The following is a 24,862-nucleotide window of genomic DNA, read 5'->3' as shown; positions in this document are numbered from 1 at the left end:
GAAAAATCCTCTGGCACATAACTACTCCCATTCTGCCATCGACTCAGTTTCTGCCGCGCGAATCTGCTGTTGAAGATTTTGCCAATCGACAGAGCTACTTAATTTATCGAGTAATAATTTACCATCTTGTAAGTAAAGCAATCGATCGCTAAATCGGGCTGCTAATTCCAACTGATGATTGACTATTATCGTACCCATTTGCTGGGATTTAGTAATGTTGGCGATCGCGGTCAGTACTTTTTCGGCAGTGGTAAAATCTAAATTAGCGATCGGTTCGTCGAGTAATAAGATTTGCGGTTGCGTAATTAAGCCTCTAGCAATTGCAATAATTTGTCTTTGTCCGACAGAAAGTTGTAATTCCGTGCGATCGAACCAATCATTAAGAATTTCAAATTGTTCGGCGATCGTGATAATTCGCTGCTTGATTTCGTCAGCAGCTATAGATTGTAGCTGCAATGGATAAGCTAATGTATCTCTTACTTTCATTCCCAAAAGTTTCGGTTCTTGACTTACCAACATCACGCGCTGTCGTAATCGCATCGGTACCAGCGATCGATAGTTTTCACCATTTAACAAAATCTGCCCGTTAGTTGGCTCGCTGAGGCGATTTAGCAACCGTAATAACGTACTTTTACCAGCCCCAGTAATTCCAGTTACAGTAATAATTTCACCTGCTGCCAATGCAAATGAAATATCTGTCAATAGCGGGCGGGTGAAATTTGGTGGAGTATAGCAGATCCGATCGAGTTGCAGTAGCAAATTAGCGATGATTAATTGGGTTATTCAGATTTTGCCGCAGTAAATGAATATCGATCTCAATATTACTCCTCAGTACCAAAACTATCCTGTATGTAAGCAAAATTGAACCACTATTCACTATTCACTCTTCACTAGTAAATAAGTTTTGATGCAAAATGTGAGGTTATTCTGCTGCGGCCTCTCCTTTAAATACTAACTCAGCAGGCCCGGTCATATATACGCGGTTATCGGCTTGCGACCATTCGATTTGGAGACCACCACCGGGTAATTCTACCGTACAAAGGCGATCGCACTTGCCAGTCAGGACACCTGCAACTACCGTGGCACAAGCCCCCGTACCGCAGGCAAGAGTGATGCCAGCACCACGTTCCCAGACCCGCATTTTGACATAATCGGGACGAATGACTTGGACGAATTCAGTATTAGTCCGTTGGGGAAAAGCGGGATGATGCTCGAATTTTGGCCCGATCGTTTCTAAGGGAATACTACTAGCATCTTCGACAAAAGTCATACAATGTGGATTGCCCATGCTCACGCAAGTAACCGTCCAAGTTTTTCCATCGACTTCGATCGATCGACCGATTACTTTCTCTTGAGAAGCATTCAAAGTCGTGGGAATTTCGGCAGATAGTAAGCGCGGTTCGCCCATATCAACTTCTACTTGCCCATCTAACAATACTTTAGGGGTAATGATGCCAGCGAGAGTATAAATTTTGTAAGTGACAGCCGTATCGACCTTGCCTTCTAAAGCGGCAATAAATTTAGCCATACAGCGAATGCCATTGCCGCACATCTCCGGCTCCGAACCATCGGAATTAAAAATCCGCATGGTATAGTCAGCACCATTTTGTCCCGGCAAAACAAAAATTACCCCATCGCCGCCGATGCCAAAATGGCGATCGCACCAAATAATTGCCGCTGCTGGCTCGATAACAGGAATATCGCTATGACGATTATCGATCAGGATAAAATCGTTACCCAAGCCTTGATATTTGCTAAATGCGATCGACATAGTGAAGTGAGATTTGCTTACAATCGTTTCCGATCCTAGATTAACAGATAAACTGTTGCTACTTAAGAATAGTTTTCGACGAGCGTTCTCTAACTGGATAGATTAGCGATCGCTAGTTATTTTTTAGCTTTAAATTGTTGCTTGACATGCTCGTACACCTCGATGTTAATTTCGAGCGCACCTTGTTCCTGGGCAAACTTTTCGATTTTATTGCGTGCCGCAGGTCGCACGAAAAAGGGAATTTCTTTGAGTTTTGCTTCAGCTTCGGCAGTCCAGCAGATATGATTACTCACGACGATCGTTGTCCTTAATCTAAATTTAGAGGGTCAAGGTAAGTTGGTGCCGATTTTTGGTACTGCCTCTGTGGCGATCGATTCAACTCGACCGCTCTCCAGCCATTTATAATGGTGGACGGCGACGAGTATCTAGATCGGGTAGTGGGGATCTATGCGAGCTAGGGGGTAAAGATAATTGCTTTGATTTACGTTGGCGTTGGCGTAGATTCGGCACACCCGATCTATTTTCGGCCTGCTGGATACACCACCAGCGGTAGCCGATAGCCACCCCAGATGTAAGTAAACCCAAAATCATTAATGTGCCTAGCTCATTTACGCCACCGAGGACAGCATCAACTGCACCAACAATGATGATAAAGCTTGATATTGGTTCTTTGCGGTATAGTCTTTTCAAGACGGTGGGAAATATCGCGTTCATTTAGTAGGTAATCAGACTAGGATTCAAAGATGATGCAGCCACAAACAGCAAACGGTCTGTAATCCTATTCTACAATCTCAGGCTGAGTAATAGATCGCCACTGACGAGAGATGAGTCAATGCACTGAGGTTGCGATCTTAATATGCCCAGATCTCAGGATAATATTTCGCAATGGCTTTCTAATTAAGGCTCAATCCCAGCCAAGCCAGCGGATTTTGGTTAGTTACGTACTCAATGATAATTAGAGCTGCAAAGCCAACCATTGCCGCTCTGCCATTCAATTGCTCTGCAAATCGATTGAAACCAAATCTAGTCATGACTAGTTTGGGTTGGACGCTCGGTTGTACTTTTGCCATGATTCAATGAATATTGCGATTTGTAAAGTATGTCAATATTTATTTTACGGCTGTTTGGTGCGATTCGATCGAGATTATTCCCAACAGAAGGGATCTAGATCTTCACTTGAAACCTCCCCCAGTCAGCTTTGAAAGCGGCTTTGACTCTCGATTGCCAAAAAAAATACTCCCAGATTGAACCTCGATCGAGACTTGCCTGTCTAAGTACCCAGAAGACCAACACATCAATGGAGTTCGATTGTGAAAAAGTTATTTGGCATTATTGTAGCTACTGCGGTCATTTTTGCGCCGCTAGCCGCCCAGGCTGGACCGCTCCAGAATCGGATCGATCGTCAGGAGCAGCGGATTTATAAAGGTGTCCGCAATGGTTCGATTTCACCCCGCGAATACCGCCACCTCGATCGACGCGTAGATAATATCGAAGCCGCAAGGCTGCGCGCTATTCGCAGCGGTGGCAAATTAACTAAATACGAGCAACGTCGCCTCAACCAACGCTTAAATAATACTTCTCGGAGTATTTACCGCGCCAAGCACAACTAATCAATCTTATCAACTAAAAATAGTGGTCGATCGAGTTAAATTCGATCGACCACTACTAATTCGCTCGATCTTCAACCTCCGATCTCCAATTATTAAACGCAAAATTATCCTACTAGTACAGAGCGGCGTAAATAGACCTATGATTGAAAGCAGCTCATCAAAATGAGAGGAACACAGAGGATGCCAAGATTATCCGCTGCCCTAATTACACTCAATGAAGTAGAACAAGCCGAACTACAACAACTACTCAAGCGCAAGAAAACGCCACAACAAATCGCACTCCGAGCCAAAATCATCGTCTTGGCAGCCCAAGGGAAAAGTCACGGTGAGATTGCTGAGACATTAGAAATTAGCAATGTCTACGAACAAGCACCCCAACGTGCGCTGACAGGAGAAGTCACCCTCAGCCTGGACGAAATGACTGGGATTCAAGCACTGGAGAGAACTATGCCAAATATTCCGATGAAACCAGGACAGTGCGAACGTGTAGAGTTTGAATATACTCGACACGGAACTCAATCATTAATTGCCAGTTTCGATGTGGCAACTGGTCGAATTGCGTTGGCCAGTGTGGGCGCAACTCGAACCGAAGCTGATTTCGCCGAGCATGTCACCCGTTCCTTAGCACAATATCCCACTGCCGCAAAATACCATTTGGTCATGGATTGTCTCAATACCCATCAATCCGAGACGCTGGTTAGGCTGGTGGCCGGATTAGAGACAACTCCACAGGAGCTGGGTGTTAAAGGTCAGTCGGGGATTTTGAAGTCAATGGAGACGCGAGCGCAATTTTTAGCCGACCCAAACCATCGGCTAGTGATTCATTACACGCCCAAACATTGTTCTTGGATGAATCAGATTGAGATCTGGTTTGGGATTCTAGTACGGAAATTGTTACGACGCGGTAGCTTTACCAGTACAAATCACTTGAAAGCCCGGATCCATGAGTTTGTGGACTACTTTAACATTACGATGGCCAAACCCTTCAAATGGACTTACAAGGGTAAACCTCTAACCTCTTAGATACTTGGTTTATTTCCGCCGCTCTATACTAGCTACCCTCTGCCCTCTAAATTTAGACTTGCACAATCGATCGAGACTTGCTATGATTGATAACTGCGTCGGGACGTAGCGCAGCTTGGTAGCGCACTACTTTGGGGTAGTAGGGGTCGGAGGTTCAAATCCTCTCGTTCCGATTAAAAGAAAAACAGCACTAGAAAAGGGTTTCGGCAAGGTCTATCGACTTTGTTGAAACCCTTTCCGTTTGTCTTATTGACAATCAAAGGGTGGTTAGGGGTGTTTAGACATGACACTTTTACCCTGTTTTATACCCTGCTATGAAAGTTACGATCGAGAACCTTGAAGGTAGACTACGACTGCGATGGGCTTGTCCAGAGACGGGCAAACGAAAAAACTTGGCTTTGGGTGTGGATGACTCAACGACTGAGAGAGCTTTCGCATCCACAACTAAAGATCGGATCGAGAACGATGCTAAACACGGTTTCTACGATGCCAGTCTTCTGAAATACCGACCTTTGACCATCGGTAAGAATGCCAGTGAGATAACCACAGTCGAGTTATTTGACCGATTCACCCAGCACCAATTCAAACATGAGGGATTAGCCAAATCCTCGATTAAGTCGCGCTATGAGCCAGTCAAGCGGATGTTAGAGAAATATCTGAACATTCAGGCGGCGGCTGTCGATAGGCGACGGGCGGTAAGTTTTGCGGATGTTTGCGCCAATACTCTAACCCCTGGTACTGCCAAAGCCCGAATCATGCTACTCAAATCGGCGTGGGAGTGGGGAAAGGGACGATATCAATTAGCTGAAGATAACCCGTGGGTGGGGATTGCGACGCGGTTTAAATCGATACCAGTCCAACCAGTAGCCGCATTCAATAGGGATGAAGCACAGAAGATTATCGAGGGGTTCAGGACTAATCGGTACTACTCCCACTATGCCGATTTTGTAGCGTTCAGGCTGGGGATGGGCACTAGGGGCGGGGAAGCTTCAGCACTCAAATGGAAACACATATCTTCTGATTTCGATTCGGTCTGGATTGGGAAATCTTTCTCGCGGGGAGTCACTGGCAGTACCAAAACCAAGAAGGCGAGAACTATTAACCTCAGTCCGTCTGTTTCTACCATGCTCCAAGCTAGACGCGATCGACTAAAACCAGTTTCTGATGATGAGTTAGTTTTCCCAAGTCCAGAAGGTTTACCGATCGACGATCGTAATTTTTGCCGAAGGGCATGGAAGACAGTTCTAGCTGAAGTTGGGGTACCCTATCGAAGACCATACACAACCAGAAAGACCGCTATCACCCTCAGTTTGAAGAGTGGAGCTTCATATATCGAAGTTGCGGCGGCGGCTGGTCACGACCATCAAACCATGCACAAATACTACTCAGACGTGATTCAGGAGGGAAGTGTATTTGTGTCGCTTGAATAATAAAATACCCAGAATTAATTTATTCTATTAACCCTGGGTCGATCGAACTGAATTTTTTATTTATTGTTATGACTCATTCAAAGCCTAGACTGATATCGATAAATGGTTCAAATATTCTTGACTTCCATTTTCTAAAGCTTAAAATGTCTCGATCGGGGCTAAAGACGTATTACTTGCCCAATCCTGAAACCATCAACAGACTGCTCCATCCTTGGAACTGGAAACCACCGATTAATTACTATTTAGAGAATTACTTAAATCCCCGAAAGCATAGTTTGAATTCAGCTAGGCTATGTCAGGTTTATAGTAATTGCGAGGTAAACGAGATTTTATCACATTACTATAAACCGACGAGCGATCTCATCCCCTATGAAGATTTATTGAGAAGTTTTTGCGAAAAAGAATCTTCGTTGTATGAATATTACGAATTATCTATCTTACTGCAAACATACATAGACAAGATGATTCCTTGCCCCATCGATCCAAAAAAATGGTATGAGTTCACGTTATATTCATCCAAGCGTTTATCGGGAAAAAAGATTTGTGAATTCGATTTAGATAAGTACTCAGTAATGGGCGAGAAAACGAGAAATTGGGCAAAGATGCTAGGAACTAGGTTCCCTGATTATGCAGTTTTTCAAGAACACTTAGACCGGATTAATTATCGTTTCTCTCAATCGAGCGAAAGCATTGAAACCGTAAAAAAATAATTGAATCCGGCAATATGACTATCAGTAGTTGGCGTAAACTTATCGATCGAGCCAGAAAGACTGAGAGGCTGTTTGAAAAGGGGGGTCAGGGGTATTAAATTAGGCTAGACGACGAACCATGATCCGGATCATGGCAATGTAAATCCAAGTTTCAGAAGTTGCGGGCAAACATTCGTGGTCTCTATTTAATCGGCGACACCAAGATAGCCAGCCAAAGGTGCGTTCTACCACCGATCGTTTCGGTAGTAATACGAATCCTTTCTGCTCTTGTGGTCGTAGAACTACTCGGACAACCCAGTGACAAATATCCATTACCCACATCATGAATGAGTCGCCAGTAAAGCCACCATCCACCCAGATTGTATGCAGCCGTGCGATTCGCTTGCCCTTCTCTTTAAGCCGTTGGAGGACAACTTTACCTCCTTCTCGCTCAGTCTGACTAGCTGCGGTCACAAATACCGATAGCACTAATCCCAGTGTATCGACGGTCACAAATCGTTTACGTCCTTTAATTTGCTTCCCAGCATCATAACCAACTGATTGATTTACCATTGCGGCTGTTTTGACACTCTGAGTGTCAATAATGGCTTTACTGGGATCTGGTTTGCGTTCTTGTTCGCTTCTGACCCAATCCCTTAACCGCTCATGAATTGTGACCCATGTTCCATCGAGCCGCCAGTTTCGGGAGTAGGTATACACCGTCTGCCATGCGGGGAAGTCTCCTGGTAAATTCCTCCATGTGCAGCCTTGTGTGAGCACGTAGAAGATGGCATTTAGCACTGACCAGATCTCGACCTGTCGGTCTCGACCCCCTGGTTTGGCTAATGGAATTAGCGGCGCGCGCTCGGCGGGTTTCCCGCCGTAAAAAGCGCGACAAGACAGTGGTTCGATTAATTCCCACTGCCATTGTGTCAAGTTACTAGAGTATGCTTTACTCATATCTCTTTCAGGGTGCTGTGACTAAGTATCTTCAGCTTATACCCTGAAAGCTTTCTTACTACCTACCCCCCTTTTCAAACACCCTCTAAAATCCTGTCACTTTATTTGATATCTACTTTTGGAACCGTTGTAGTACCAGCAGCATTTGCTTGATTAGCTTTTTGCACCCGCGCTGCTGTTTCCTCTGGTTTGCCAGCTAGAGGAAAAATTAAGATCCCTTTAATTTTGGGATTATTTACCAACTCTTGCAAGCGTGGCAATTGACTGTCGAGAATTGCCACACCCGCATAATTAACAGCATAGTTTAGTTCTTCTTGGAAATTCTTATCGTTATAATTTTGAATAAAGACCCGATCGACTTTCCATTTTTCCCAATCGGCAGCAAAATAACGTTTCGCCCAGTAGGGATTGTGATGGCAAAGATCGAATTTTACGCGCGGATTAGCGGCTTTCATCTCGCTTATCATTTGGCTGACAAAATTAGTCAAACTCGCCGTCCGGTCTACTTTGCCGGGTAATTCGGCATGATAACCCAAATAGTCATCCCACTGAACGGCATCGATTTGTGGATATTTAGTCACGAATTCTGCTAACATTTTTTTAAAGAGATTGGCAACTTCTGGCACCTCAACATCTAAGACATAATGTTCGACTTTGGCATAAGTCCGATCGACACCAGGGACGATCCATTTTTTAGCAATTGCTCGATCGAATATCGGACTATCTTTGTCAATTTTAATGCCCTTCTCAAAATAAGCGTGAACTTGCATTTCCTGTTTGTGGGCTTCATCGATCGTCCAATCTAACCACCGATCTTGAAACTGATTGGGACAACTTTTCGCGCCTAACATTTGCTGCATTACTTCACTGTTATACATTGTGCAGCCGTTACCCCAGACGCCATGAAGTATCGTATTAATTCCTTGAGATTTGTAATAACGAACTCGTTTGCGAATTGTCTGTTCGTCGGCGTTATTGGTTACCTGATAGCGGCTTAAATAAATCCCGCGAATGGCTTTTTTGTCCCAAGCCGTTTGAGGCGCAGTCAGGGTTGCAGATGTAGCTGAAGGGGTTTCAGTTGGCGGTGTAACTTTCACTGCTTTAACTGCTGCTGTCGGCTGTGGCTCAGTCGTCTTACAACTTTTGCCGATGCAGTTACCCGTGGAAATCTGTGGCGATGGGATGGCTATCGGTGTGGCTGTTGGGGTCGGTTGACGATCGCCAGATCCTTTTGGTAATAGTACCGCACCTGAATTTGGCAATCGCACTGCAGGGAAAAGTTGGACGAGCTTTTGTAAATTGCCTTGGGAGATCGACCACCAGTAGCTACCGCCGAGAATAGCGATGATGACTGACAGTGGAATCTTTAAACAGCCACAGCCCGAATTTTGCTTAGGTTTCATATTAAAGTTGCGATCGCTTTGATGTCAATCTATGGTTAGATACATCCGTGCGGTGGATTTTCCGGTTATTTGCCGATTGAGCCAGGGATCGATATTACTAAAACTATCTACTATTCACTGTCTTGATTCGCTTAACCTTTGGCAAAGCCGCCGTTGGCGTAGCCACTCCGTCAGGAGTTACGCGAATCGCGAAGAGACTAGTAACTTTGTTTCGATCCAAGATTTGAGTATCTTCAGCTATTGAGTCAGATTTAGTTAAATATGCCCTCATTCTCCCCGATTTGACTCACTCGAACGCTGAAGCTGAGTAGATTGGAAAAAGTCGCCACTTGTCCGATCGGGCTTCAAAAGCGGGAATAATATAACTAGCATTGACGATCTAGATCGAACTGGAACTACTCGATCGATTTGACGGTCAGAACTAGCGAGATAGTATCTAAAAGGTAGTAGCATGAGCGAAAGCTCGACTAAATACCAAAAAGATCGTGCTGACATCAAATCTGATTGACTAGCTATGTCGCTACTATCGCTTCGGTATTGCCGCCAGATGAGCTTGCCGCTTAATTTTAGCCCTAAAGACCAAATTCATGGTAATTTACCATAGAGTCCAAAATGTTAATTTTTCGCAGCAAACAGAAACAATCCGATATGTAGATGCATCTTAAATAATCGCTATTAGGCGTCGCTCGATCCTCTATATCAGAGGAGCATCGACTCTAAGCTACCGTTATCGCCAGTGCGGTAAGATTCGGTATAGCCATTACCCAGCATCGTCTCTGGGAGTACGAACGCCCTGCGAACATCGCTGTTGCATTATTCGCACAACCGCAAATGTATCCGTTTTACAGGAACGGAAAATCAGATCGATAGTTGTCGCGTCGAGTCCACTGTTAAGGATGAAGTATAGTGAGATTTCAGTTTTTACTTGTTAGTATCTTTAGTTTCTGCTTGGTCGCTATCCCTGCTGATGCTGGCCAATTGGCATCGTGGAAATTTGATGCGGGTAGAAATAGATTAGATTTTAAGACCAACGCGGGAGTTCAACCCAAAGCCGTCATGCTATTCAATCCAACTCGACTAGTAGTCGATTTGCCAGGAATTAGTTTTCCCAAGCCTACAGTGACCCAGCGGTTGACAGGTAACTTTCGAACGTTACGAGTTGGGCAATTCGATTCTAGTACGACTAGGATAGTCTTAGAGTTACAGCCTGGATATACCCTCAACCCCAAACGAGTGCAATTTACAGGCGAAAATCCGATCGATTGGTATGTGACGATTCCAGTGCCCGAACGCGGAGCAACAACATTACCGACGCTGTCGCCGCAACCAAATTTACCCCGGTAATCCCATCATAGGAGTTAAGCATTGTGAGATACAACTGGTTATTACCTAGTATTTCTAGTTTCGTAATGGTATCACTGCCAGCGACAGCAGCAGAAATGGTGTCGTGGCAATTTAATGCGACTGAAAATCGCATTGACTTTAGTACGAATTCGGCAGTGAAACCTGAAGCTCAAATGCTGGCTAACCCCAGTAGATTGATCCTCGATCTGCCAGATACGCGTCTCAATCAGCCGACGTCTTCGCAGTTGATAGGTAATGGGATCAAGTCATTACGAGTGGGTCAATTCGATGCCGAGCGCACGCGGATGGTTTTAGAATTCGATCCTGACTATACGATCGATCCACAACAAGTGCTGATTCAAGCTAGTAATAGCAAGCAGTGGTCGGTGCAACTCCCCACCCCCCAACCGCTCCAATCTTTCCCACGGGGCGCGCCCATCGGTCCGGTAGCGGTATTTAATGAAAACGGTCAAGTGGTCGTCGCGCAACCACGGCCTAAAATTGCAGTTAATACGGCGATCTCCTCGGTCAATTATATCGCCATCGATCCGACGCGGACGGGCATTTTGGTGCAAGCAGATCGCCAAAGTAAGACGCAACTTAAATACAGCACTACTTGGGACGACCGTACTGGGAGCTTTCGGGTGACTATTCCCAATGCTAAATTGGCAACTGCTTACCAAATCCCCAAAGAGTCGCAACGTTACCTTACTGTCAGTGCCCAAGGTGACGATCTGATCGTCTTCGTCCGCCGTGCCGATGGCGTGAAGGTCGATATCGTCCGCCAATATCTAGATAGCCGCTGGGTATATTTACAGCCAATTTCTACCAGTCGGATTGCCATTCGTCCACAGCCGGAAGCAATAACGATTACTGTCCCTAAAACACAGACGATATACCGTCCCACGCCCAAGCAAGATACTACCCCTGCCGTCAGACCGAGTAGCGGCAGAGTTTTAGTAATGCTCGACCCCGGTCACGGCGGCAAAGATCCGGGAGCCATCGGAGTCAGCGGTTTGCGCGAAGTAGACGTGATTTTACCAGTTGCCAAGAGAGTTGCCGAAATTCTTGAAAGACAGGGCATAGCAGTCAAAATGACCCGCAATAGCGACTATTTTGTTGGTTTAGACGAACGAGTCTCGATCGCCAGAGAAGCAGGCGCAAATATATTCATCAGCATTCATGCTAACGCGATCGATAATCGTCCCGATGTCAATGGCTTGGAAACATATCATTACAATATCGGCCAATCCTTGGCCGAAACCGTTCACAGAACGGTAGTAGATTATGTCAACAAAAATGGCTTTTATCTAAACGATCGTCGGGTGCGCTCGGCACGGTTTTTAGTCTTGCGCAAATCGGCCATCCCCGCTATTCTAGTCGAAATGGGTTATTTGACTAGCGAAGCGGAATCTGCGCGTCTCCGTCGTGATGATTATCAAAAAGTAATGGCTGAAGCTATTGCCAAGGGAATTATCCAGTACGTTAAGGATCGTAACTAAGTTCCGATAAACCACTTATCTTGACTAGACTTTTCTCTACATAATATGCAAGACCGATTCACTTTTGCCACCAAGCTCCACTCAACCGAAATCGCTCGAATTGGCGTATTTGATAGTGGTGTGGGTGGACTGACTGTCTTGCAAGAAATCTATCGCCAACTGCCCCAAGAGTCAGTACTGTATTTTGGCGACACAGCCAGAGTTCCATATGGCACTCGCAGTGCTACCGAAATTTTACAATTTACCCGTCAAACACTGGAGTGGATGGTCGCACAGCAGGTGAAAATGGCGATTATGGCCTGCAATACCAGTTCTGCACTCGCCCTGGAAACCGTCCGCGCTGAATATGATTTACCGATTTTGGGTGTAATTCTACCTGGAGCTAGAACTGCCGCGCGTTATGGCCGAAGGATTGGAGTAATTGCCACGCCAGCCACCGTCAATAGTAATGCCTATCTCCACGCAATTAGCGAAGCCAATCCAAATGCCCAAGTTTGGCAAGTTGCCTGTCCCGAATTCGTCCCCATCGTCGAAAATAACCGCATCGCCGCACCCGAAACCCTCAAGATTGCCCAAGACTATCTTCAACCACTACTCGATCGATCGATCGATACTCTAGTTTACGGCTGTACCCATTATCCGCACCTCGAACCAGTATTTCGTCAATTTGTCCCCCCCAGCATCCAATTTGTCAATCCTGCCGTAGCTGTAGTTGCCGCCGCTGCAAAAGAACTCCAAGTCCTCGGCATTCAAAACCGCCTGCGACCCCTCCCAACTGAATTTTTCGTCAGTGGCGATCCCGCACAATTTACTCACATTGCGGCCCAATGGTTGCCAACTGTGCCCGCTGTTCGCCAGATCTCCCTCTCAAATACATCAGTTTCCGAACCGCTCGATATCGGCTAAAACCCGCTCATCTCAACAGATTCATGCCCGGTCGATCGCCATCAAAAGCCAATCCCTGCTTACCAATTCCCTATGTAGAGGGAAAATAGCTTAGAATATATGTAAACTTTCGTAAACTCATCCTCTGAGCCGCTCGATCGATGACCTCAGTGAAATCCGTATTTACTCCTGTTGAAGCTGACCTGCAAGTTTTGACGGAGAATCTCAAAAATCTAGTCGGTGCCCGTCACCCAATTTTATACGCAGCCGCCGAACATTTATTTGGTGCTGGGGGCAAGCGTCTGCGCCCAGCAATCGTGCTGTTGATTGCCCGTGCGACGATGCCAGGGGAAGAAATTACCCCGCGCCATCGTCGTCTGGCCGAAATCACCGAAATGATCCACACGGCTAGTCTCGTCCACGATGATGTCTTAGATGAAGCTGATACGCGTAGAGGTATCGAAACAGTTCACAGTCGATTTACCAATCGAGTTGCCGTCCTCGCTGGCGATTTCCTCTTCGCACAATCCTCTTGGTATCTTGCCAACCTCGATAACCTTGAAGTGGTTAAACTCCTTTCACAGGTAATTATGGACTTAGCTGAGGGCGAAATTCAGCAAGGATTGAATGCGTTTGAGACTGATTTTTCGTTTGAAGCCTATTTAGAGAAAAGTTATTATAAAACGGCCTCGCTGTTGGCAAACAGTGCCAAAGCGGCTGGTTTGCTCAGCGACGCATCGACAGCGACGTGCGAGCAACTTTATTTATACGGACGTAATCTAGGACTAGCGTTCCAAATTGTGGACGATATTCTCGACTTTACGGCTTCGGATGAAGTGTTGGGCAAACCTGCTGGCTCGGACTTGGCAAGTGGCAATCTCACCGCGCCGACGCTGTATGCGATGCAGGAATACCCGCAACTCGTAGATTTAATTGCCACCGAATTTGAAGATGAGGCCGAGTTAACCAAAGCTTTGGATTTAGTCAGAAGTAGCGACGGGATTGCCAAATCTCGCGAACTAGCCAAGCATCATGCCCAGTTAGCTCTGGCGCAGATAAGTGGTTTGTCACCTTCGGATTCGCGCCAAGCCTTATTCGACCTCACGGATTATGTCTTGAAAAGGCTGTACTAATTGAAAATTAATAATCGACCGTTAATAATTAATAATTAAGCTTTTAAGATTGCGATCTGCTTATTGTCAGCACATAGCAGAGTTTTTTGCATGTATTGCAATATGCAGATCCGAACCTAAAAATAGTCCACCTTTTAGGTGGAGACTCAATCTCACTTTTAAACATAATTTAGGCAATCTTAACTGGAGATATTTTAAATTAGGACATCAATGCAAACAACTCTCGTCCTTGCCATGACCGCCGATGGTAAAATTTCTGATACCACAAAATCGCCACCGAAATTCAGCTCCGAGCGGGATTCGGCACATCTAGAAGCACAAATTGCTCGATCGGATTTAATCTTAGTCGGAAGTGGTACCCTCGGCGATGGTGGTAGTGTCGTATTAGTCCAAAAACCAGAGTTAATTCACGCTAGAATCGAGCGCGGACAGCCATCTCAACCACCACAACTGATTGCTTCTCGCAGTGGTAAAATCGACGCAGAATTACCGTTTTTTAGTCAACCGATCGATCGGTGGTTATTGACAACTACAGAGGGAGCTAAAGATTGGCAAAATCGCGATAGTTTTAGTAAAGTTCTCATCTGTGAAACAGCCGATGGCCGAGATATAGACTGGCAAGCAGTCAAATCAAAACTAACACAATTAAATATCGAACATCTCTGTTTTTTAGGCGGCTCAGAACTAGCTGCAAGTTTATTTGCTGCTAATTTTATCGATGAGTTATGGTTGACTGTTTGCCCGACAATTTATGGTGGCAGCGATGCACCTTCTCCCGTATCGGGAGCTGGATTCACGCCAGAAACTGCGCCCAAACTAAGACTATTAAGTGTCGATCGAGTCGAGCAAGAGCTATTCTTACATTATCAAGTTCACAACTAGTGAAGAGTGAATATTGGATAGGGATTTAGAAACCCGACTTCTCAAAAAAGTCGGGCTTTATGTAACTCACAGCTATTAACGATCGATTAATTTACGGCTGACCGATTTGTCCTAAATATTGCTGAAGATAAGGCGAGAACACCTCATAAATTAGCGTCAATGGCTGGCCGTGGTGCCAAAATAAATAGTGACGACCCCAGAACGGCCCTGCTTCACCAAAAGCTTGAGCTAGTATAGGTGAATCGCCATAATATATACCCTGCACATCTCGATATAGTTCGGTGCGTAATTTCGCCAAGCTTGCCCAAATTGGCAGAGATTTATTCTCTAAATACTCATCGACATGTCGTGCTTCCCACCAAGAGGTTGCATAAGCCAACCTTTGTCCCGAAGCAGTTCGCAACCATACCTGACGGCGCACTCTCGGCCCCGGTACGACTTGCAACGAACTCGGCGCGCCATCTTCAGCCATACCAATTGGGGACATATCGATTACATCAACTTCTGTCCGTTCGCCCGTGAGCAGTTGTAGGTGTCTAGTTGGCGAACCATCCCCGAGCAATAAGATTTGCCATGCAGGTGGGAGCTGTTGGTGTGGCAATCCGGTTTGAACTATGTCTGCGCCGCCTTGCCAAATTGGCTGGAGCGCATTCCAACTTTTCGTGATGAGAACTTCGTCTCCGTAATCGGTCGCGATCGCCAAAATAGTTAATAAATCTTCATAGTATTTATTAATATCATATAGCAATCCGATTTGATTTGGAAGAACGTTGGATAACGCACCGAAGCTAATAGGCTTAGGATCTAAATCCGATCGACGATCGAAGGTTGCGATCGATCTATTTATACCAAATCTAACAAGTCTAACTACAGATAAATCTCTAGAATCTGCTCCTCCCCTTTATAAGGGGAGGTTGGGAGGGGTAGAGATGTGTAGCAGTAATTTAAATAATTGGTATTACTCCCAAATATCCCAAATCTGGCTGTTTCTATCGTACCAATTGAGAATGCCAAACCGAAATTTATGCCAGTAGCTTAGATCGCGCGCTCGCCAAATTTATCATCCCCAGCGAGGTCGGATTCGCAGTTTTTTGTGGGTGTTACTACTATCGATCGTGGTAACTTGTTGTATATCTAACGAAGACTATCGCGCCGCCGCCGCAGATTTGGTCAATCGTTGGGAGCAAGATCGCAAAGTTACAGCTAGCGATGAACTACCATTGAGTCTGGAAATCGAAGACGCCTGGATTTTTGCCACAGTTTTAGCCGCTGCAACTATCTTTACCAGACTACGTGCGGGTAGAAATAAATACCTGTACGCAGTAAGATCCGAGGCGATTAAATAGTGTCGATCGATTGGTGGATGTTAAACTTCTCGATCGAATATTCGCAATCGCGATCGTCAGCTCGGTAGTTAGATATTATAAGTTTTAACTTTACCAATCAGCCTGATGAAGCTAATTTCGATTTTACTGGCGATCGCCTGCACTGGCTTAAATACACCCGTCGTGGCTAGTGAATTTAACGGATTGAACGATCGATGTCAACCCGCAGCAAAAGATCCAGCAGAATGGACGATTAGGCAGACTTTTAATTTTACCGATCGAGGTAAATCTTACAATCTGGTACATTCGGCTACTAGCGATGGTAGTGGTTCGCTGTGTTTATTCAGCAATTCCAAATTCAAAAATCTAGGAAGAGTTGGCGACCAGAGTGGAAGCCGAGCCGTAAAGCATGAAATCAATTAAAGAAGGCCAACTCTCAAAGAGTAAATATTTGGTAAGACTGAGGATATCTTGAAAAAAGCCTTTACGAGTAACACGCTTGAGACGAATCTGTCCATATGCAAGATCTGTTAAATGCAAAACAGTGTGAAAAAGGAATGCCAACAGGTTCAGCGTCAATAAACAAGCAGCTAAATGCTGCTGACCATGCCCAAAGTTATGCTCCAGATGATATCCCTTTGTTTGAGCACATTATGTATTTTCATTTTCGGTCTTCCAACGACATCGACCAGCCGCAGCAACCAGAGGTACGCTCTGTTCGTTTAATTCATGGCGGGTAATAAATGAATTTTCATATAATATTTCTCCATCTGATTGCGGGTATGGATTAGTTTACACCAATTGACCTTCATTGCTGGCTGGGAGTCCCTTAGAGGAATTCCATTCACATATTGATAGCTATATAATTCGCTTGAATTGCTGTTCCACTGTTTCACTTCTAGCTTTTTCACCTCGCCAATACCATCCAAGTATTTCAACCAATCATAAACAGCAGTATGAGACGTTTCTAAACAGGTAAAGATAAAGTTCATTCCCGACGCTATCACCTGTTCACACATTGGTTGGTGACTGTAGAGGTCATCTCCGAGTAGAGTGATTGCTTGTCCTTGGAATTCTGGGGCATGAGTTTTGAGCCATCGTTTAGCTGCTGCCACTTCGCAGTCCTGCTTCTGGTGACCATCTTGAGGTGTGATGAATTCTGGAGCTAAGGAAATTACTTGAGATTGCCCAGGCGCAACTATTACAGGCAAAATGGCACTGTGGAAGTAAGTTACTGTGCCATTTTTGTGGGTACGGCTCGAACAGCATTTACAGTTGAGTTTGTGCGAGTCAAAATACTGAGTTCCATCCAGCGCAACTAGTAATCCACCGAGATATTCAAACGGTTTCAAGTGACCTTCTCGTCTTAAAGACTGATAGACGTGATTGAATACTCCAAATAGTGCTGTGGCTGAAATTTCATCCAGGATATTCCGAATTTGCGGCACTGTTGGGATTTTAATCATGCCAAACAGTGTCTGAGCATTGCTTTTGCCCTGATTGCTATTCATGTGCCGCTGATGTTCTAAAAAGGATTCGCTTTGCATGAAAAACATCGAAAATGCTCCCAACACAGCATCTCTGATGGTGTATTTAGTGCCATTGCTGGCAAGGCGCGGATCTTTCATCTGAAGAATTGCTCGGTTCAGATAGACTATCAATACCCCAAAACTCAGCTTCATTGGCTCCATTCTGCTTCTCTTTTTGAAGTCTCTCTATTCTCCTGCTCACCCTACCAAGTTGTCAAAATCTGAATTTGGAATTGCTGGTGTTTATTACAAGGCACATCTGCCAAATCGGTTAGTTACAAACCAAACTGGTATCTCGATAAAGTCGAGCGAGTAAGTGCGAAAGTTTTTAACGTTCAGATCCACGATGGCAACGGTAACAGTTCTCCGACGATTAAGTATCGATTGAATCTAACTCAGCCGCACAATCCTCAATTCACAGTCTTAAAGCGGTGGATTATGGATTAGTCTAACTGTCTGGCAACTAATCGCGCAAATAGTCCTTCTTGATTCACCAACTCATCAAAAGTGCCTGATTGCACGACAATCCCTGCTTCGACCACGTAAATGCGATCGGCATTCCGAATCGTGCTCAGGCGGTGAGCGATGACGATGCGAGTCGCATTCATCCGATCTAAACTGTCCGTGACAATGGTTTGAGTTTGATTGTCTAGGGCACTTGTCGCCTCATCCATCAGCAGGATTTTGGGTTTTAATACTAGCGATCGGGCAATTAAGAGTCGTTGTCGTTGTCCGCCCGAAAGGTTGCTACCCCCCTCGCTAATAATCGTATGCATTCCCATCGGCATATCTTTGATATCTGCATCAAAACCTGCCATTCGAGCGGCTTCCCAGGCTTCGTCTAACGTTACTAATGCCCCAGCAGCGATGCTGTCAAAAATTGGAGCTGTGGAGATACGGACATTTTGCAATACCACGCCCAATTGCCGTCGTACCGCTTGAACGTCGAGTCCAGCTAGATCTTGCCCATCAAAATTAACAGTACCGCTAGCGGGGTGCTCGAAGCCTAATAACAAGCGAAATACGGTCGATTTGCCGCTGCCACTGGGGCCGACGAGTGCGATAAATTCGCCTGGATCGGCATGGATGCTGAGATCGTTGAGAATGAGTGGGCCATCTTCCCGATAGCGAAAATTGACGTGTTCTAGCGCAATCCGCCCTGTCAATCGCCCTGGATCTGCCTTGCTCGGATCGGACTCCAATGGGGTTTGGATAATCGGTTTGGCGCGTTCCCATAGGGGGATAATTTCTAAAATATTGCTCAGAGTGTTACTGATTTCGATCGCGCCACTGAGATAAGTGGAAAAGGCGGTATTAAATGCTAGAAACGCTCCTGCTGACAGTCCACCAGGCTTATTTTCGGCAATGGCAATTTGGATAAACAGAATCGCAAACCAAAATACCAAGATAGAACCGATCGTGGGTAGCACTTCATTGAAAACGCTCAGGCTATCATCGATGTGTTTGATCGATGATTCTAACTTCATGCGTTCGTGGTATTTTTTGGCCCAAGATCCAAATGCCCGCTCTTCAGCAGCCGCAACCCGCAACTTAGATACACCCTGGATCAGTTCGACTGTCAGCCCATCAATGTCTCCATCGATTTGCTCTTGAGTCCGCTGTTTTTTGACGGTGATTCGACTGGAGATGACCGTGACAACGCTCGCGACGATACTCAGCCCCACTCCTACCAATGCGAGTGGGACGCTATAAGCAAACATCAACCCCAGGTTGAGGAGTGCGAAGAGACCACTTAAGAGTGCCCGTTGGGTGGAACCGCTCAAATGAGCGCGAATTTGACCGATCGCCATCACCCGAGTGACGAGATCTCCAGAGGAATATCCTCGAAAGAATGCTGGACTCAATTTGAGCACTCGATCCCATAAGGCAGGCTGAAGCGATGCATCGGCAGCACTTTCTACTCTGAGCGTAATAATTTGTTGTGATAGATTAAAGGCGGCTTGACCGAAAGCGGCGGCAAATAGAGCCAATCCTAGTTGGAGGAGGAGGGTGCGGTTGCTATCGGGAATTGCATCGTTGACTAACATCGCCGTAGCTTGGGGAGTCACCATCCCCAGTAACGATGTCACGATCCCCAAGGCAAAAATAAAGACAACATCGATTTCATAGCCCTTAATGCCAAACATAAAAATCTGGATGGCATTGTCAACAAATAAGGGCAGCGGTCGGTAAAATACGTATGCTTCGGTTTGGAGATTGGCGATCTTATCGGCATTCAGGCTCGTTTTGGTTCCGAGTTCTGGATCGAAGACCTGGTAACGATTGCCTGATTCTGGTAATAAAGCAACTGGGAGATCGGCTTTGGTGTAAGCCAAGATGGCACCGTGTTCCTGTTTCCACCATTCCCCAGTTAGCGATACTCGCCGAGTTCGACACTGAGAAGCGCGGGCGATCGCTTCGACTGGATCTTTGATTCGATCGCTGTCTTCTGAGGCTGGGAGCGGTAAAATCTTGATGCCCATGGCTTTACCTACTGCCCCTGCCGCGATCGACAAGTGAGTGCCAACAGTAGGTACTTCGGCGATCGAGGGTTCCAATACTCCGACTAAATCGTCCATCGAGCTTTCGAGCGTCTGGCGATTGAGCTTTTGTCGTTCTTGGAAGCGACGGAATTCGGATTCGATGTGCTGTTGCTCTAACAGATCGAAGTAGTGCCAGAAATAAGCGTGTAACCGCTCGAAACTCGCTGGGAGTAAATCGATCGATTCGAGTTCTTGAGTTGGAGTGGTATAAACTTCGACCGCGTTCGCAGCCTTCAACCAGGTGCCGAGCATCAGGGGCATCGGCGGGCAATCTCGATCGACTGGTAACGCGGTGATGCCCTGCCAGCAGGTCAGACCCTGACGGACATCCACCCAGGCGACGGTTTGGCTGACCTGCTCGCTATTGAGTGCTGGGCGCGGCGGTACCAAGGTTTGTTCTTCCAGCAACGATAAAAAGTGGGTGCCGTTGGCGACGACTGTATTCGTGGGTGCGCTGGCAATCCTCGGCTGGACGATCGCCCATGCACCCAAGTGCAGGAGCCAGCCTTCGATTAAGGCGATCGCGCTGGCGTCGCCTGCCTTGACTTTTGCAATCAAATCTGCTAAAGAAATTCGTTGAAGTTCTGTTTCTTCGATCGCTACAGCTAAAATTCCTCGGTATTCTTTATTCTTGGCAGTTGGGACTAAATTGGTGCCAAACAAGGCTTCCCCGACACCAATATTAAATAAAAACCGTCGATTGCTGACTAGCTCTCGACTATCGATCGAGACGCCGTGCAACACCAACTGTCCGGATTTAACCACCCAAATTGTCTGAGGGTCGTTCAACAGTAATGGTTCGTTACTTTTAACAATTCGTCCTCGTACAAAGGTAGCCATAAGTACTTACGCAACATTAAATGTGGATGGGAAGTCAGGGTGTAGGGAGTGTGGGGGTGTAGGCGGCATGGGGGAATTGGCGAATGAATATGCTCTCTATCTCCCCGCCCCCTCTGCCGCACTAAGCTGTTTGAGTGCCGATTAAGCGGGTATAAGCTCCAGGGCTGCTGCGCAACTCCTCATGGGTACCTCGCTGCACCACCTTACCCTTCGACAAGACAATAATTTCGTCGCAGTCGCGAATGGTACTGAGTCGGTGGGCGACGACAATACAGGAACAACCGCGCCGCCGCAGATTTCGATCGATGATTTGCTCGGTTTCGGCATCGAGCGCGCTCGTGGCTTCATCGAGCACCAATACCGCTGGATTGCGAACCAATGCTCTGGCAATTTCCAGCCGCTGGCGTTGCCCGCCGCTGAGATTCTGACCGCCTTCACTGAGCTGGCAATTGTAGCCCCCCGGCATATTTAAAATCAGATCGTGAATGGCAGCATCCTCGCAAGCTCTAATCAAATCTTCTTCCGATACAGTAGAATCCCACAGGGTGAGATTTTCGCGCACCGTACCAGCAAATAGAAAAATTTCTTGCTCGACCATGGCCAGGGAACTAGTCAGGACGGGACGAGGAATTTGGTTGCGTTGAAGGCCATCTAAGAGAATTTCGCCAGACCAGGTTGGATACAGTCCGGTAATTAACTTGGCGACAGTAGATTTACCCGAACCACTACCGCCGACGAGGGCTACTCTTTGGCCGGGGTTCAACCTCAAGTTCAAATCTTGGATCAGAGGGTCTCCCAAGCGATTGTAGCCAAAGGTGAGATTCTGTAGCTCCACATAGCCTTGCAGTTTAAAAGAATCTTCACTGTAGTCGTCGATGCTGTGCGCCACATCGATGGCACGTTCTGATTCGGGGTCGATCGGATTTTCCAAGACATCATCGAGGCGATTTAAATCTGCTTCCAACTCTTGCAATGTAGTGCCAAAATTCACTAAGTTGTTTACAGGCTTGAGAAATTCCTGAGTCAGTGATTGGTAAGCAATCAGTCTACCGATACTCAGAGTACCTTCCATCACCCGAAATCCACCCAAGACTAAAATCGATGTCACCGCCAGAGATGTTAAGACTGACGGTAATGCCCCCAACACTCTGGTCGGGAGTCCTAATTCCTGTTGGGCGTTGATGGTTTTGGCATAGTAGCCCGCAAACTTAGCAAATAAGTCAGCCTCCAAGCCGCTGGCTTTGACGGTTTCGATGGTCTGGATGCCACTAATGGCCACCCCAGCAACCTTGCCCGTTTCTTGAGACAGTCTGGTATTGGTATCGACCCGGTTGCGAGACATAGCCTGTAAGGCTACAAAGTTAGCAGCGGCAAAAGCGATCGAGATCGCGGTCAATAATGGATCGTAGAAAAACATGATGAGAGCATAAAAAATCATCATGATCGAATCGATAACAGTGGTGGCCAACTGACCTGAGAGCGTCATTGCTACTTTGTTATTAAGTTGAGCGCGACTGCTGATTTCTCCCGCAAAGCGTTGGGCATAAAAGCCAATTGGCAATCGGATCGTATGCCACAGAAATTGACCAGACATGGTAATCGATAGCTTCAGCAATAATCGGCGCAGATAAGTCAGCCGTAATTGCGCCAGTAATCCAGTAATTAAGGCCGTAACCGCCATCCCGATCAGCAAGGGTCGCAACCACTCTCCCCGATTTTCGATCAAAATTTCATCGATAAATACCTGCATGAAAGCGGGTATTGCCAAGCGGGGAATTGTTAAAAACAGCCCAGTAATCAAGCAAAAAATCAGAGCCGAACGCGAGCTTTTCAATCTAGCGGCTAATCCCGGACCGATGCCCTTTTTCTTGCCACCTTTTTTAAAGTCCTCACCTGGTTCCATCACCAGCACTACGCCAGTGAATGCCCGATCGAATTCATCGAAGGTAAGTTTTTTTGGACCTGCGGCAGGGTCGTTGATGTAGACGTCTTTGCCGACAAATCCTTCAATGACGACAAAGTGATTGAAGTTCCAGAACGCGATAAACGGGGGTTTAATCGCTTGCGCTTCTTCGATGGATCTTTTAAATCCTTTGGCATTTAAACCGTACAGTCGAGCGGCTTTGAGGACGTTAGACGCTTTGCTGCCATCTCTAGAAACTCCACACTCAACCCGCAATTCGGTCAGGGGTACCAGCCGCTTGTAATAGGCCAAGATAATGCCCAGCGCAGCCGCCCCGCATTCTACCGCTTCCATTTGCAGTACTGTGGGAGTGCGCGCTCGTCCGTACTGCTTGGTTGGCTTGGATTGAGCAATTGCTGCTGTTTGCATAATCTACTAATAAATCCCCGTAATTGACTTAAAGATCGGAATGATATAAGAAATCGGCACGACTTCCCCTACTTTGACCCGCACTTGAACGGTAGTACCTGTAGACAATTTAATATCTGGGCCGCCAGAGGAAGACCATTTGTAGCCGCTGCGGGTATTGGCGGTGTCTAGTTCGACAAATGCCTGTACGGGAGCTTTGCCGCCTGCAGTCATACTTTCGGCCAAACCTTGGTTGCCAATGACTGTGGACATATCCTGTTCGGTCACGGGAAAAGGCGTGACTTCTGTGACCTTGCCGAGAATCCCGCCAAATCGTTCCCGCTTGACTAAACTGGGGGTGATTTGGACTTCCATCCCCGGTTTGACTTGTTGTCCATCTTTATCCGCAAAGTAGATGGCACTCATCAGTTTGGCGTCAGTTCCTTGGGCATTAATCGAACCCAACCGAGTGCCCGCATTAACTATCTGTCCTGGGACGACCGATAATTGGATTACTTTGCCATCATATTCGCTGACAATTTTGGTTTTTAGTTGGATTTCGCGGTTTAATTGAGCGATTTTGCGATTGACGTCTTCAATATTATTTTTGATACTAAAGTTTGTTTCTAACTCTTCTTGCGCTAATTTAGCAAGTTGACTGTTAATGTCCTGGAGCTTAGTTTTGAGGTCGTCGATAGTATTGAGACTTTGTAAATATTGGCGTTGAATATCTGTTCTTTGGACTTGAAGTTCTTGACGTTTGGTGGTGAGATCGTTGCTTTGATTTAACCCATCTAAATATTGTCGCTCTGCCGTAATCTGTTCGACGTCAAGCTCTTTGACTTGAGATTCGAGCGTAGATATTTGAGTCAAACTGTCAACATAGTCTTTTTGTGCGGCTAACATGATATCTGCGCTCACAATACCTTGCTGGTATAAATTGCGGCGAGCATCTAGCTGGGTTTTAAGTTCCGGCAACATTTTTTTGATTTGCAGCAAGCGCGATTCGAGTCCTACTCTTTTTTGAGCCAGAGCCGTGCTACTTCTTTGTCGCAGATTTGGCAAAACTTTGCGATCGGTACTTAGTCTTTTTTCGATCGCGTCGAGATTCTTGGCTAGTAGTGTGAAATTTTTCTGACGTAATTCTGGAATAATCGACTCTCTTTTTAAGCTCGTTTCGATATTAACTTTCTGTTTGGCTAAGTTCTCTCGCTGTGCGGCTAGTTTCGTGCGCCGAACTAAATCGCTTTCTTTGGCTTGACTGGTTAATTCTTGGAGTTTTTGTTCTTCTTGTTTGAGTTGTTGAGCTAAAGAAGGCTGATCGATCGTGCCGATAATATCGCCTTTTTTAACCGTGTCTCCCGATTTAATATTTAGTTTGACGATCGTGCCGTCGCTAGGTGCTTGAAATTGGACGACACTGCGAGGATAGATCAGTACGCCTTGGCCGCTGACGGTGAGCGATATCCGCCCAAAGATGCTCCACAGCAAGCCCGCAGCTACTAAGGAGCCAAATCCAGCTAAGGGCAGCCACGCCCTTGGCTTAACGACATTCATCAGTTGGTCGAGTCGTTCTGGCGAGGATAGCCGTTCTAATGCTTCGTCGCGAAATAGTTTATTTCCTGAATCTGACATAATAACTGGGACAACCTCACTTTAAATTTGTAGATAAATTAATAAAT

21 protein-coding genes, 1 tRNA gene and 1 pseudogene are annotated in these 24,862 nt (G+C 46.1%); 11 read left to right on the top strand and 12 right to left on the bottom strand.

All coding sequences use genetic code 11. The annotated features are described in order from the left end of the window. Positions 1 to 21 precede the first annotated feature (21 nt). The 5 genes from CHA6605_RS19985 to CHA6605_RS33090 form a co-directional block, all read right to left on the bottom strand. Positions 22 to 759 carry an ABC transporter ATP-binding protein gene (locus CHA6605_RS19985; protein WP_015161203.1) on the bottom strand — a complete coding sequence of 246 codons (738 nt, stop codon included), beginning with the start codon at positions 757 to 759 and terminating at the stop codon, positions 22 to 24. A 163-nt stretch (positions 760 to 922) separates the two neighbouring features. Next, complete coding sequence (gene dapF, locus CHA6605_RS19980; RefSeq protein ID WP_015161202.1) at positions 923 to 1,771, bottom strand: diaminopimelate epimerase; 849 nt, start codon at positions 1,769 to 1,771, stop codon at positions 923 to 925. 116 nt (positions 1,772 to 1,887) lie between these two features. Further along, positions 1,888 to 2,064 (bottom strand): PCP reductase family protein, encoded by a 177-nt coding sequence (locus CHA6605_RS19975; RefSeq protein WP_015161201.1) that lies wholly within the window; start codon positions 2,062 to 2,064, stop codon positions 1,888 to 1,890. Between the two features lie 106 nt (positions 2,065 to 2,170). Continuing rightward, positions 2,171 to 2,485, bottom strand: coding sequence for a hypothetical protein (locus tag CHA6605_RS19970; protein ID WP_015161200.1), 315 nt, complete (start codon positions 2,483 to 2,485; stop codon positions 2,171 to 2,173). A 179-nt stretch (positions 2,486 to 2,664) separates the two neighbouring features. Next, the gene (locus tag CHA6605_RS33090; RefSeq protein WP_015161199.1) at positions 2,665 to 2,841 is read right to left on the bottom strand and encodes a hypothetical protein; all 177 of its coding nucleotides are present in this window, start codon (positions 2,839 to 2,841) and stop codon (positions 2,665 to 2,667) included. Between the two features lie 240 nt (positions 2,842 to 3,081). Here CHA6605_RS33090 and CHA6605_RS19960 point away from each other — a divergent pair, with 240 nt between their 5' ends. From CHA6605_RS19960 to CHA6605_RS19945, 4 genes are all read left to right on the top strand, one after another. After that, the gene (locus tag CHA6605_RS19960; RefSeq protein ID WP_015161198.1) at positions 3,082 to 3,381 is read left to right on the top strand and encodes a hypothetical protein; all 300 of its coding nucleotides are present in this window, start codon (positions 3,082 to 3,084) and stop codon (positions 3,379 to 3,381) included. 180 nt (positions 3,382 to 3,561) lie between these two features. Next, entirely contained in the window at positions 3,562 to 4,404 is an 843-nt protein-coding gene (locus CHA6605_RS19955) for a transposase (RefSeq protein WP_198288350.1), read from the top strand. A gap of 99 nt (positions 4,405 to 4,503) precedes the next feature. Further along, a tRNA-Pro gene (locus CHA6605_RS19950) sits at positions 4,504 to 4,577 on the top strand. 141 nt (positions 4,578 to 4,718) lie between these two features. Beyond that, the gene (locus CHA6605_RS19945) at positions 4,719 to 5,834 is read left to right on the top strand and encodes a tyrosine-type recombinase/integrase (protein ID WP_015161197.1); all 1,116 of its coding nucleotides are present in this window, start codon (positions 4,719 to 4,721) and stop codon (positions 5,832 to 5,834) included. An 809-nt stretch (positions 5,835 to 6,643) separates the two neighbouring features. Here CHA6605_RS19945 and CHA6605_RS19935 read toward each other — a convergent pair. Continuing rightward, positions 6,644 to 7,483 (bottom strand): IS5 family transposase, encoded by an 840-nt coding sequence (locus CHA6605_RS19935; RefSeq protein WP_015161195.1) that lies wholly within the window; start codon positions 7,481 to 7,483, stop codon positions 6,644 to 6,646. 101 nt (positions 7,484 to 7,584) lie between these two features. Continuing rightward, entirely contained in the window at positions 7,585 to 8,886 is a 1,302-nt protein-coding gene (locus tag CHA6605_RS19930; RefSeq protein WP_015161194.1) for a family 10 glycosylhydrolase, read from the bottom strand. A gap of 906 nt (positions 8,887 to 9,792) precedes the next feature. On the opposite strand from CHA6605_RS19930, the gene CHA6605_RS19920 reads away from it, so the two are divergent. The 5 genes from CHA6605_RS19920 (at position 9,793) to CHA6605_RS19900 (ending at position 14,632) form a co-directional block, all read left to right on the top strand. Further along, a complete protein-coding gene (locus CHA6605_RS19920; protein ID WP_015161193.1) occupies positions 9,793 to 10,230 on the top strand; it encodes an AMIN domain-containing protein in 438 nt (145 codons plus the stop codon). 23 nt (positions 10,231 to 10,253) lie between these two features. Then, entirely contained in the window at positions 10,254 to 11,732 is a 1,479-nt protein-coding gene (locus CHA6605_RS19915) for an N-acetylmuramoyl-L-alanine amidase (protein ID WP_015161192.1), read from the top strand. 45 nt (positions 11,733 to 11,777) lie between these two features. Further along, a complete protein-coding gene (murI, locus tag CHA6605_RS19910) occupies positions 11,778 to 12,638 on the top strand; it encodes a glutamate racemase (protein WP_015161191.1) in 861 nt (286 codons plus the stop codon). 140 nt (positions 12,639 to 12,778) lie between these two features. Beyond that, the gene (sds, locus tag CHA6605_RS19905; RefSeq protein WP_015161190.1) at positions 12,779 to 13,750 is read left to right on the top strand and encodes a solanesyl diphosphate synthase; all 972 of its coding nucleotides are present in this window, start codon (positions 12,779 to 12,781) and stop codon (positions 13,748 to 13,750) included. Positions 13,751 to 13,960: 210 nt separating this feature from the next. Then, positions 13,961 to 14,632 carry a RibD family protein gene (locus tag CHA6605_RS19900; RefSeq protein WP_015161189.1) on the top strand — a complete coding sequence of 224 codons (672 nt, stop codon included), beginning with the start codon at positions 13,961 to 13,963 and terminating at the stop codon, positions 14,630 to 14,632. A 91-nt stretch (positions 14,633 to 14,723) separates the two neighbouring features. Here the strand turns inward: CHA6605_RS19900 and CHA6605_RS19895 are convergent, their stop codons facing one another. Next, the gene (locus tag CHA6605_RS19895; protein ID WP_041549711.1) at positions 14,724 to 15,335 is read right to left on the bottom strand and encodes a chorismate lyase; all 612 of its coding nucleotides are present in this window, start codon (positions 15,333 to 15,335) and stop codon (positions 14,724 to 14,726) included. Positions 15,336 to 15,729: 394 nt separating this feature from the next. On the opposite strand from CHA6605_RS19895, the gene CHA6605_RS19890 reads away from it, so the two are divergent. Both CHA6605_RS19890 and CHA6605_RS19885 read left to right on the top strand, forming a co-directional pair. After that, complete coding sequence (locus CHA6605_RS19890; RefSeq protein WP_015161187.1) at positions 15,730 to 15,978, top strand: hypothetical protein; 249 nt, start codon at positions 15,730 to 15,732, stop codon at positions 15,976 to 15,978. A 105-nt stretch (positions 15,979 to 16,083) separates the two neighbouring features. Then, positions 16,084 to 16,380 carry a hypothetical protein gene (locus CHA6605_RS19885; RefSeq protein WP_015161186.1) on the top strand — a complete coding sequence of 99 codons (297 nt, stop codon included), beginning with the start codon at positions 16,084 to 16,086 and terminating at the stop codon, positions 16,378 to 16,380. Here CHA6605_RS19885 and CHA6605_RS19880 read toward each other — a convergent pair. The 4 genes and pseudogenes from CHA6605_RS19880 to CHA6605_RS19865 all read right to left on the bottom strand — a co-directional run bounded on the left by CHA6605_RS19880 (position 16,324) and on the right by CHA6605_RS19865 (position 24,815). Further along, a pseudogene (locus CHA6605_RS19880) lies at positions 16,324 to 17,648 on the bottom strand (ISNCY family transposase). The gene CHA6605_RS19885 and the pseudogene CHA6605_RS19880 overlap by 57 nt on opposite strands. A gap of 281 nt (positions 17,649 to 17,929) precedes the next feature. Then, positions 17,930 to 20,869, bottom strand: a complete 2,940-nt coding sequence (locus CHA6605_RS19875; protein WP_015161184.1) for an NHLP bacteriocin export ABC transporter permease/ATPase subunit — start codon at positions 20,867 to 20,869, stop codon at positions 17,930 to 17,932. Positions 20,870 to 20,990: 121 nt separating this feature from the next. Continuing rightward, positions 20,991 to 23,201, bottom strand: coding sequence for an NHLP family bacteriocin export ABC transporter peptidase/permease/ATPase subunit (locus tag CHA6605_RS19870; RefSeq protein WP_015161183.1), 2,211 nt, complete (start codon positions 23,199 to 23,201; stop codon positions 20,991 to 20,993). Positions 23,202 to 23,207: 6 nt separating this feature from the next. Beyond that, positions 23,208 to 24,815, bottom strand: a complete 1,608-nt coding sequence (locus CHA6605_RS19865; protein WP_015161182.1) for an NHLP bacteriocin system secretion protein — start codon at positions 24,813 to 24,815, stop codon at positions 23,208 to 23,210. Positions 24,816 to 24,862: the final 47 nt, after the last annotated feature.

The organism is Chamaesiphon minutus PCC 6605 (assembly GCF_000317145.1).
GTDB classification, from domain to species: Bacteria; Cyanobacteriota; Cyanobacteriia; order Cyanobacteriales; family Chamaesiphonaceae; genus Chamaesiphon; species Chamaesiphon minutus.
Note: the sequence above shows the minus strand (reverse complement) of the source record. Positions and strands in the feature narration are given on the sequence as shown.

Bases quoted from the DNA above. Each gene is read 5' to 3' on its own strand.
- CHA6605_RS19955 (WP_198288350.1), top strand. From the start codon at position 3,562: ATGCCAAGATTATCCGCTGCCCTAATTACACTCAATGAAGTAGAACAA.
- murI (WP_015161191.1), top strand. From the start codon at position 11,778: ATGCAAGACCGATTCACTTTTGCCACCAAGCTCCACTCAACCGAAATC.
- CHA6605_RS19935 (WP_015161195.1), bottom strand. From the start codon at position 7,483: ATGAGTAAAGCATACTCTAGTAACTTGACACAATGGCAGTGGGAATTA.
- CHA6605_RS19870 (WP_015161183.1), bottom strand. From the start codon at position 23,201: ATGCAAACAGCAGCAATTGCTCAATCCAAGCCAACCAAGCAGTACGGA.
- CHA6605_RS19970 (WP_015161200.1), bottom strand. From the start codon at position 2,485: ATGAACGCGATATTTCCCACCGTCTTGAAAAGACTATACCGCAAAGAA.
- CHA6605_RS19900 (WP_015161189.1), top strand. From the start codon at position 13,961: ATGCAAACAACTCTCGTCCTTGCCATGACCGCCGATGGTAAAATTTCT.
- CHA6605_RS19930 (WP_015161194.1), bottom strand. From the start codon at position 8,886: ATGAAACCTAAGCAAAATTCGGGCTGTGGCTGTTTAAAGATTCCACTG.
- CHA6605_RS19875 (WP_015161184.1), bottom strand. From the start codon at position 20,869: ATGGCTACCTTTGTACGAGGACGAATTGTTAAAAGTAACGAACCATTA.
- sds (WP_015161190.1), top strand. From the start codon at position 12,779: ATGACCTCAGTGAAATCCGTATTTACTCCTGTTGAAGCTGACCTGCAA.
- CHA6605_RS19945 (WP_015161197.1), top strand. From the start codon at position 4,719: ATGAAAGTTACGATCGAGAACCTTGAAGGTAGACTACGACTGCGATGG.
- CHA6605_RS33090 (WP_015161199.1), bottom strand. From the start codon at position 2,841: ATGGCAAAAGTACAACCGAGCGTCCAACCCAAACTAGTCATGACTAGA.
- CHA6605_RS19885 (WP_015161186.1), top strand. From the start codon at position 16,084: ATGAAGCTAATTTCGATTTTACTGGCGATCGCCTGCACTGGCTTAAAT.
- CHA6605_RS19865 (WP_015161182.1), bottom strand. From the start codon at position 24,815: ATGTCAGATTCAGGAAATAAACTATTTCGCGACGAAGCATTAGAACGG.
- dapF (WP_015161202.1), bottom strand. From the start codon at position 1,771: ATGTCGATCGCATTTAGCAAATATCAAGGCTTGGGTAACGATTTTATC.